General features: G+C 68.5%; 10 protein-coding genes. 7 read left to right on the forward strand and 3 right to left on the reverse strand.

Annotated elements, in window-relative coordinates:
• Positions 1-37: 37 nt before the first annotated feature.
• Together ACWDSJ_RS25950 and ACWDSJ_RS25955 are read left to right on the forward strand one after the other, a co-directional pair.
• Positions 38-646 carry a TetR/AcrR family transcriptional regulator gene (locus ACWDSJ_RS25950; RefSeq protein WP_387369182.1) on the forward strand — a complete coding sequence of 203 codons (609 nt, stop codon included), beginning with the start codon at positions 38-40 and terminating at the stop codon, positions 644-646.
• On the forward strand, positions 643-1,026 hold the full coding sequence (locus ACWDSJ_RS25955) for a hypothetical protein (protein WP_450034882.1): 384 nt from the start codon (positions 643-645) through the stop codon (positions 1,024-1,026). Before ACWDSJ_RS25950 ends, ACWDSJ_RS25955 begins: the two co-directional genes overlap by 4 nt.
• On the opposite strand, the gene ACWDSJ_RS25960 is transcribed toward ACWDSJ_RS25955, so the two are convergent.
• Entirely contained in the window at positions 1,010-1,672 is a 663-nt protein-coding gene (locus ACWDSJ_RS25960; protein WP_450034883.1) for a TetR/AcrR family transcriptional regulator, read from the reverse strand. The two genes, ACWDSJ_RS25955 and ACWDSJ_RS25960, sit on opposite strands and share 17 nt — an antisense overlap.
• A 56-nt stretch (positions 1,673-1,728) precedes the next feature.
• On the opposite strand from ACWDSJ_RS25960, the gene ACWDSJ_RS25965 reads away from it, so the two are divergent.
• Positions 1,729-2,208 (forward strand): methyltransferase family protein, encoded by a 480-nt coding sequence (locus ACWDSJ_RS25965; RefSeq protein ID WP_450034884.1) that lies wholly within the window; start codon positions 1,729-1,731, stop codon positions 2,206-2,208.
• A 65-nt stretch (positions 2,209-2,273) separates the two neighbouring features.
• On the opposite strand, the gene ACWDSJ_RS25970 is transcribed toward ACWDSJ_RS25965, so the two are convergent.
• Positions 2,274-3,272 (reverse strand): Lrp/AsnC family transcriptional regulator, encoded by a 999-nt coding sequence (locus ACWDSJ_RS25970; protein WP_450034886.1) that lies wholly within the window; start codon positions 3,270-3,272, stop codon positions 2,274-2,276.
• Between the two features lie 110 nt (positions 3,273-3,382).
• On the opposite strand from ACWDSJ_RS25970, the gene ACWDSJ_RS25975 reads away from it, so the two are divergent.
• The 3 genes from ACWDSJ_RS25975 to ACWDSJ_RS25985 all read left to right on the forward strand — a co-directional run bounded on the left by ACWDSJ_RS25975 (position 3,383) and on the right by ACWDSJ_RS25985 (position 4,849).
• Positions 3,383-3,769 carry a VOC family protein gene (locus ACWDSJ_RS25975; RefSeq protein ID WP_450034887.1) on the forward strand — a complete coding sequence of 129 codons (387 nt, stop codon included), beginning with the start codon at positions 3,383-3,385 and terminating at the stop codon, positions 3,767-3,769.
• Entirely contained in the window at positions 3,769-4,386 is a 618-nt protein-coding gene (locus ACWDSJ_RS25980) for a GIY-YIG nuclease family protein (RefSeq protein ID WP_450034889.1), read from the forward strand. Before ACWDSJ_RS25975 ends, ACWDSJ_RS25980 begins: the two co-directional genes overlap by 1 nt.
• Before the next feature lie 76 nt (positions 4,387-4,462).
• Positions 4,463-4,849: a hypothetical protein gene (locus ACWDSJ_RS25985; RefSeq protein WP_387369197.1), complete on the forward strand. Its 387-nt coding sequence runs from the start codon at positions 4,463-4,465 to the stop codon at positions 4,847-4,849.
• A 63-nt stretch (positions 4,850-4,912) separates the two neighbouring features.
• On the opposite strand, the gene ACWDSJ_RS25990 is transcribed toward ACWDSJ_RS25985, so the two are convergent.
• Complete coding sequence (locus ACWDSJ_RS25990) at positions 4,913-5,182, reverse strand: hypothetical protein (protein WP_450034890.1); 270 nt, start codon at positions 5,180-5,182, stop codon at positions 4,913-4,915.
• A gap of 202 nt (positions 5,183-5,384) precedes the next feature.
• Here ACWDSJ_RS25990 and ACWDSJ_RS25995 point away from each other — a divergent pair, with 202 nt between their 5' ends.
• The gene (locus tag ACWDSJ_RS25995; protein ID WP_450034891.1) at positions 5,385-6,068 is read left to right on the forward strand and encodes a serine hydrolase domain-containing protein; all 684 of its coding nucleotides are present in this window, start codon (positions 5,385-5,387) and stop codon (positions 6,066-6,068) included.
• Positions 6,069-6,160: the final 92 nt, after the last annotated feature.

The following is a 6,160-nucleotide window of genomic DNA, read 5'->3' on the forward strand; positions in this document are numbered from 1 at the left end:
CTAGTCAAATTACCGACCGAATGGTAAGTTGGTCGGCGTGGAGTCGAAGAATCAGGCGTTGACCAGGACACAGCGCGCGCGGCGGGAGGACATCGTGGCCGCCGCGATCGATCTGATCGATGCCCGGGGGTTCGCCGCGGCCTCGGTGGATCGGATCGCGCAAGAGGCGGGGACGATCAAGGGGACGGTGCTCTACCACTTCAAGACCAAGGACGCGATCTGCGCGGCCGTCATCGCCGAGTTGTACACGCGCGGTGCGGCTTTCCGGGCCGAGCGGCAGCGGGATACGGAGTCGGTACGGGAACGGCTCGCGCACTATCTGCGCACCAACCTCGAGTTCATCCAGCTGCACGCCGTGCACGTGCGGGCGGTGCAACGCATCCTCGAGAACGCCCCGGGCCATCGCGAACACATCCCCGACCTGCTCACGCCGTTGGCCGAACTGCTGCGGGACGGACAGCGCGCGGGCGAATTCGCCCGCTTCGACCCGGTGATCGCCGCGGCCGCGATCCGCGCGCTCGTCGACGCGTCCGCCCAGTACCTCGCCAATGGCGGCGACACCGATATCGACCACTTCTTCACCGAGGTCATGCACTTCGTGGACCGGGCGACCCGCGCGCCGGCCACGGGAAACGGGGAACTGTGAACACCTCGCCCACCGTCACGCGTCTCACCGCCGCCTACACCCTGCTCAGTGCCGCGACAGTCGTTGCGCTGCTCATCCTTTCGGCACTCGCTCCCGACCTGGTCACCGATCAGGCGTGGGTGCGCGGGGTGATCGTCGCGGCCACCTCGCTGCTCACCTACGCGTTCGCGCGCCGGGCCGAACGCGGCGAACCCCGGGCCCTGCTCCGGCTGCGCATCGTGGTCACCGTCCTGGTGATCGCCTTCGCCGCCGTCCTGATCTTCCTGCCGCTGCCGGGGTGGATGGTCGTCGAGCAGGTCATCGGCCTGGCTCTGCTCGTGGTCATCGCCGGGCTCGTCTTCCGCGGCCGGAGGCCGAGCGAGGTCACCGGTCGGTCGTAGCGGGGTCCGGCCCGGTCAGCAGGGCCGCCGCCACCGTGTCCACATACCAGGCTTCGAATCGGGTCGGGGGCCAACCGCGTTGGCGGACAAGGTAATCGAAGTTGTGGACGTCCATCGCGAGCCACAGGACATCGACGATCTCGTCGCGGGAGTAGTCGGGGCGGAGTTCGCCGGTCGCGGCGAGATCGGCGGCGAACATCGACATTCCGGCGCGGCGTTCGGCGCGGTTCTTCTCCCAGATCTCGGCCGCGTCGCCGTCCACGAGGGCGGCACCGGCGACGGCGAGCATCACCTCGGCCTGTCGGGTGTGCGTTTCGACGAGATGCCTTGCGTACCTTGCCAATTTGGCGCGGGCGTCGGGCAGGGCGCGGATATCGGCGACGAATCGGCGCTGGGCGAGTTCGGTCGGTTCGTCGTCGCCCGCGATCGCGACGTCCACCAGTTCCGACAGCAGGGTCTTCTTGTTGCCGAAGATCTTGTAGACCGTCTGCACCGCCACCCCGGCCTCCTCGGCGATGGCCGCGAGCGTCGTCCCGCCGTAGCCGGACCGCACGAACAGCGTGCGGGCGGCGTCCAGCACGGCCCGCCGCGTGCGTCGCGCCTGGTCCTGCCGGTGGGTGGACTCGTATCGCCGCTTGACAACCACGCCGATAGTGTAGTGATCTATTAGATAGAGTCTTACTCTATCGAAAGTGAGCCGTCATGGCCGAGAACTCCACCACCGAGCGCGGCGCGCGGGTCGTCTACATTCCGCCGCCGCTGTACTACGCCGCCGCGCTCGCGGGCGGCATGCTCCTGAACGCCGCGTTCGCCCTTCCGGTCGGCGGGCGGCCCGCGACGGCGATCCTCGGGGCCGCGGTGGCCGCGGCGGGGCTGGCCTTCGCGTGGGCGGGGGTCGCCGCGGTCGTGCGGCACCGGACGACGATCGTCCCGCACCGCCCCGTGGCCAGGCTGCTGACCGGCGGCGTCTATCGAATCTCTCGCAACCCGATGTACACCGGATTGGCTACGGCCACAATCGGTTTCGGCCTGCTCGCCGGAAGCTGGTGGCCGATCCTGCTGCTACCGGTCAGCCTGCTGCTGGTCCTCCGCCTGGTCATCGAGCCCGAAGAGCGTTATCTGACAGAGCGATTCGGCCGGAGCTACCTCGACTATCGCGCGCGGGTGCGACGCTGGCTCTGATCGCGGCCGCCCGCCGGAACCGGAGTGTCTCCGGACTCGTCCCGATGCGAAAAGCGTTGCGGCGGTCACGCTTCCGCTCCGACCGGATCGACCAGTCTGCCGTCGGCGACCAGCCCGCCGGACTGCTTGACGACGCGACCGAACGGCACGACCTCCATCGTGACGATGCCCTCCGCCGCACCGGCGTACCGGGTGCTGAATTCGTAGAGTTCGGCGAGGTCCCGGCAGCACACCGCGATGATCAGGTTGTGGCGTCCGGACAGGGCGGCGACGAAACCCACGGCCGGAAGCCGGGCCATGGTCTCCCCGACCTCGTGCAGTCGGGACGGGCTGACCGCGCAGTACAGCTGCGCCCAGGTGGTGTAGCCCAGCGCCTCGTGCGCGAGATCGACGTCCAAGACGAGCGAGCGGGTGCGCACCAGGGTGTCCAGGCGACGGGCGGCCCGGCCCGGACTGATCCCGGCGGCCTCGGCGAGTCGCGCGGTGGTGGCGCGGCCGTCGGCGGCCAGGACGTCGAACAGCGCGGCGTCGTGGGGCTCGGCCGGGATGTCGACGATCTCCCCCGCGGGTGGGTGCTCGGCGGTCAGCCGCGCGATCTCCGCGGGGGTGAGCAGCGGATCGAGCTGGGACCAACCGCGGGAACCGAGTCCGAGGAAGACGTGCAGGACCACGCTGGCCTCGATGTCGTGGACCTGCGCGGACCGTGGGAGCAGCCGGGTGAGCAGCAGATCCCGCTGTCGCGCCGACAGCGACCGGACCGAGAACGACACCTCCGATCCCGGCGCCGACACGCCCATCCAGGCGATGTCGGCGCGGGCGGCGAGGGCGGTCGCCAGGCCCTGCGCGGCGTCGGGCCGGCACCGCAGCCGCACCTGCCAGAGCTGATGGCCGACGGCCAGCGGATTGACCATGCCGACGATGCGAACGACGCCGGCCCGGCGCAGTCGCCGATAGCGGCGGGCGACCGTGCGCTCATGGGCGCCCAATATCCCGGCGAGCGTGGCGAACCCGGCCCGGGGCGCCAGTTGCAGCGCGCGCAGGAGACGCAGATCTTCGACGTCCATCGGCTCCCTTGTGTCGGAAAGTGCCGTCCGGGTGGGCATTTCGAGCGGAAATCTCCACCGCGGCCCCTACACACGCATCCTACGAGCCACGCCGCGGCTATAACAGCAGCATGACCGTTCAGCTCAACCACACCATCGTCCACTGCACCGACAAGCACGCCTCGGCCCGGTTCTACGCCGACATCCTCGGCCTGGCCGCCCCGGCCGAATTCGGACCGTTCGTGGTGGTCCGCACCGACAACGACGTCTCCCTCGACTTCGCCGACGGCCGCGACACCCCACGCCCCCAGCACTACGCCTTCCTCGTCTCCGAGGACCGCTTCGACGCCATCCACGCCCGCATCCGCGCCCGCGGCCTCACCTGGTGGGCCGACCCCCACCACACGCTCGAGAACCGCGTCAACACCAATGACGGTGGGCGCGGGCTGTATTGGGACGACCCGGACGGGCACGGGCTGGAGATCCTCACGGTGCCGTACGGCGGGTGGCGGCGCTGATGCCGGAGCACGCGACCGACTATCTGGCCGCGCCGACATTCACTCGCGCCGAGGTTCTGGCCAGGCCGAGTCCCGTACCCGGCACTCCCGGCGTCTACGGATGGTGGTTTCGCGCACTGCCCGCGGACATCGATACGTCGGGCTGTGCCACGAAAGATGGCCTGACGCTGCTGTATACGGGCATCAGTCCGACGAAGCCACCGGTCAACGGTCGCCCGCCCAGTCGACAACACCTCCGTAAGCGGATCGCCACCCACTACGCCGGAAACGCGGCGGGGTCGACATTGCGGTTGACGCTCGGATGCCTGTTGGCGGACGAACTGGGGATCGAGCTGCGACGCTACGGCTCGGGTCGGCGATTCCATTTCGGTACGGGCGAGGCGTTGCTGTCGAAATGGATGCACACGAACGCCCTCGTCTCGTGGATCACCGCACCGAAACCCTGGCAGATCGAAGACGAGTTGATCGCCTGCCTCGACGTTCCCCTCAATCTTCAGGGCAACCGGCACAACGCTTTTCATCCGCGGCTCACCGCGATTCGCAAGGCCGCACGCGTCCGAGCCGCTGCGCTGGAGGTACTCCCGAATCCGGGGAGGGGCGGAAAGTACAGCCCGTAGGGGTCGGGGATCGTGGCGAACTCGGGGTTCGGCGAGGAGACTGGCCGTAGGACACCCCCTACGTCAGGAGTATGCGATGGCGGGTAATGGGCCTTTCGGGATCGATCCCGAGGACGTGGAGCGCGCGCTGCGGGAGGCGGGTGTGGAGTTCCGGGATCTGGCGGGGCGGATCGGGGGGTATCTGGGGCGGGTGGATCAGGCGACCATGGGGTCGGTGGTGAGTCTGTTGGGGCAGTTCGCGCAGCCGGAGCGGACGCGGGCGCCGGAGGGGGAGACGACCGGGGAGAGCGGCAGCGGGGTGTGGGCGATCTACACGGTGGACGACGACGGGGCGGCCCGGGTGGATCAGGTGTTTCCCAGTGAGCTCGAGGCGTTGCGGGCGCATCGGGACAATACCGACGCTCGGCGGCGGGTGCGGTTTCTGCCGTACGGTGTGCCCGCGAGCGTGTTGGACGCGCCCTGAGGCACGGCTTTAGCGACGCCGTTCGGGAGGCGTCAGTGAACGATCGTGCACATTTTCGCTCGGTTACTTCCGGCGGCGACGGCGGTCGGCTCGGGCGCGGAGGGCGCCCCGGGTCAGGTCCGCGATCTCCCGATTGAGTTCGTAGAGTTCGCCTTCCACATCACCGGCGGCCCGGCATGCGGAGCGGTTCGCGCGCCGGAAACGGTCCGCGGCTGCCCTGCCAACCTCGCGCGCCAGTTCGGACACCCAGGCCGCTTCCTCGTTCGCCGAGCGCCGCCACTGCCGCCGGAGGCCCGACCAGGGTTCTTCATCGATGATCCGCCGCCGAGCCATCTTTCACGCTCCAGTCGAGAGTTGGGTGCACGAACGTTCACTGATTCAGAAGAATATCGGCACTTCCGGTACCAGGCAACGCTCCGGTGCGTGGTGGACGTGACGCACGGCTGTCGCTGAACATTCGCCAACTCCGTACACGGGCCGTATCGGCGCAGTAGAGTACGGCATTCGCGGCTCCGTTTTCCTGGTACGGGAGGTCATGGTGGCCAAGGTTGCCGGGGGGTTGGTGGGAGCGTTGGTCGGTGTCGTGGTGTTGTGCGGCGGATGCGGGTCCCCGTCGACGCCGTCCGGTACCTCGGTCACGTCGGCGGCGGCCGTCCATCCGATCGACGCGGCGGCGTTGGGTGATCTGGTCCGCTCGACCGCTCGGGACTTCCTGGTGCCGGGTGTGGTCGCGCTCGTGCGGACGCCGTCCGGGGATGTCACGAGTTCCTACGGCACCCGGACATTCGGCGGCGGTCCCGCGGTGACGGCGGCCGACCACGTGCGCGTCGGCTCGATCACCAAGACATTCACCGGCACGGTCGTTTTGCAACTGGTCCAGGAGGGCAAGCTCGGGCTCGACGATCCGGTGTCAAAATATCGTCCGGACGTCCCGAACGGCGGGGCGATCACCATCGCCCAACTCCTCGATATGCGCAGCGGGCTGTTCAACTACAGTGAGACCCTCGAACTGGCCGAGGCCATGGACGCCGATCCGGCGCGCGTCTGGCAACCCGACGAACTACTCGCCATGGCCTACGCGCATCCGCCGTACTTCCCGCCCGATCAGGGCTATCACTACTCGAATACGAATACGGTACTGCTCGGGCTCATCGCGCAGCAGCTGGATGGCAAACCGCTGGAACAGATCCTGCGCGATCGCCTGTTCGGTCCACTCTGAGGTGCCCGACGGTTCTCGGACAGTGGCCCCAGGTAGAATTGGGGTTCATTGATAGGAGTTGTTGTGGCGCGGAAGAATTCGCGGCCGCGGTA

Source organism: Nocardia sp. NPDC003482, assembly GCF_053588115.1.